This is a genomic window from Nitrospira sp. BLG_2 (assembly GCF_049222245.1).
The window spans coordinates 1-2,237 of sequence record NZ_JBLYIG010000459.1 but is presented as its reverse complement, the minus strand read 5'-3'; the positions used below and the strand labels follow the sequence as shown (position 1 = coordinate 2,237).

Below are 2,237 nucleotides of genomic sequence, written 5' to 3'. Positions count from 1 at the left end.
TGGCAGAACGGATGTCCGCAGCTGGGGCAATGGACTCTAAAGGCACGCGAAGCTCTAAAGACGCAAGGCAAAGTCGATCTAAGAAACGGACTGCCGCCAAGCGTCAACATCTTCTTTGGGGAGAATATCGCGAAGAAAAACTTCGACTATCAACTCTCCGATCAGGACCGGAAACCGGTAGATGCCTTCGAGAAGGCTCAGCAGTCGCTTTTGATATTGACTCACTACAATGACACGGCACGATCACTCCGTAGCTTCTTCAACCGTCGTATCCCATTATGGGAAGGCCACACTCGCACAAGTTTAGAAAGGCTAATGGATGTAGTTCACCGTGGCCGAGGGGACCCTGCAATTGTCGCACGGGGAGTTGTTGAGTTCATGGGCAACATCGGAAAGGGCTTCAGTCCATCCGCTTTCGGTGACGAATTGGAGCGGGAGGCCCGAGAAGGGTGCAGATCGAAGCGTCGTGGCAAACCAGCAAAGGTGCAAGAGTTAGCCCGATTTTTAGTGGACAATGCCGATCATCATGGCGTCGCTAGACTGCTGCGCCGTCTTTGGGAATTGAAAACGACCTCCGACAGCGACTTCGCCGACGTCGAAATCGATTGTTACAAAGAGTTCTGGGATGCGATTCATCTTGGGGGTTTCGAAGCGGCCGACGTAGGATTAGCGGAGATTACCCACCATCGGTCCTATTCTCATCCGAAGCCTCCCGAGAAAGCCATTAGCACCGTTCACAAAGCCAAGGGCATGGAATGTGGGGGCGTAATCATCCTCTCCTGCGATGCCAAAACGTTTCCGGATAGGCCTGAGACAAGGTGCCTTCTTTATGTGGCAATCAGTCGAGCGAAGGACCGCCTTATGCTTGTTGTCTCGCGCAATAATCCAAGCCCATTGCTTGATTTTTAGCTCAAAAATATGCCCAACACATTTCTGTATTTCGCTTATGGATCGAATATGCTAACCCGACGACTAAGGGCGCCCAAACGGGCGCCATCCGCCATGCCGGTTGGTACTGGTTTTGTCCAAGGCCACCGTCTCACTTTTGACAAGGTGAGTACGGACAGCTCCAGCAAATGTAGCATGGAGAAATCCGCAAACCCTGCTGATCGCGTGTACGGTGTTCTATTCGAGGTCAGCTTAAGTGATTCACGAAGCCTCGATGACACCGAAGGCGCCGGCCGGGGCTACCGCAATGGCCTTATACAGGTAGTCACGCCAGACGCCGTAAAAACGGCTGTTACGTATTTTGCGACCGAGCGAGACCCACATCGCCGGCCTTATAGCTGGTATAAGGCCTTAGTCCTTGAAGGTGCGCTAGAGCACGGTCTTCCAGAAGCGTATGTTCAAGCCCTCAGGAGGGTCGCTTCACAACCTGATCCTAACGTCGAGCGGCGTGAGAGAAACGAGGCCTTGTTAGCTGGTAAGGGTGAGGAATGGTACTGAAGCCGCCTCAGAAAGAAACGGTTCCTAACCGAAGAATGTTTGACCGCGATTCATCATTCTGAATCGAGCTCCGAGATCCAAAAGTGCAACTTAGTACAAACCCTGTGTGTTCCCTGCGTGTTCTCGCAACACATAATACCGGCATACTCCGGTCTGTTCCTCCTGTGTGATCGCTTCGAAGTTCTGAAAGTCATTTTCAGTTAGCCGTAAGCTCTTCGACCCTGGCTGAACAACTCTCGTCCGGCTTTTCGGGTGCCGAGATGGAAGAATTCCACAATGCTTTGCAGGACAATGAGGGCTAAATCGGAGTCGGTTTCTGTGGTGGCGATTCTGGGGAAAGTATCGTGCAGGTCCGTATGACGAATGCCCAGCTGACCGTGGAGCGACTACACCTATACTCCGCTGCCGGCTACGTCAGCCCGATTGCGTGTTCTGACGGCACCTCCTAGAATACGCTTCCCTGCGAGGCGCTCCATGCCGGTCGTGCTGAGCCGTTCAGCCTGTCTGCTCGCGCTCCTCTCCGCGGTCGTCGCCATTCTTGCGGGATTTGGGAGCCGCGCGGGATGGTGGCATTTTCGCACTGGCTTTCAGCTTCTGACCTGGGCCGCATACGGAGGGGGAGGCAGTGCGATCATCGGTCTCCTCGGCTGTCTCGCGGCGCTAAAGCGGGCGCAGTGGCGCTCAGCCATGGTGTCTCTCGTCGGTCTCGTGGTCGGCCTCCTCGTCTTCGGGATTCCCTGGCAGCAGAAGCGTGTCGCGCAACAGGTGCCGGCCATTCACGACATCAGCAC

At 54.5% G+C, this 2,237-nt stretch carries 2 protein-coding genes and 1 pseudogene; all 3 read left to right on the top strand.

Translation table 11 applies throughout. The annotated features are described in order from the left end of the window. On the top strand, window positions 1-909 hold a 909-nt coding region (locus ACOSYY_RS12475), incomplete at its 5' end, for an ATP-binding domain-containing protein (protein WP_421662778.1). A 9-nt stretch (window positions 910-918) separates the two neighbouring features. Further along, window positions 919-1,446, top strand: coding sequence for a gamma-glutamylcyclotransferase family protein (locus ACOSYY_RS12470; protein ID WP_421662777.1), 528 nt, complete (start codon window positions 919-921; stop codon window positions 1,444-1,446). Between the two features lie 474 nt (window positions 1,447-1,920). Next, window positions 1,921-2,237, top strand: a pseudogene (locus ACOSYY_RS12465) (DUF1499 domain-containing protein); the annotation flags it as partial.

Coding starts and splice junctions, on each gene's coding strand:
- ACOSYY_RS12470 (WP_421662777.1), top strand. CDS start 919: ATGCCCAACACATTTCTGTATTTCGCTTATGGATCGAATATGCTAACC.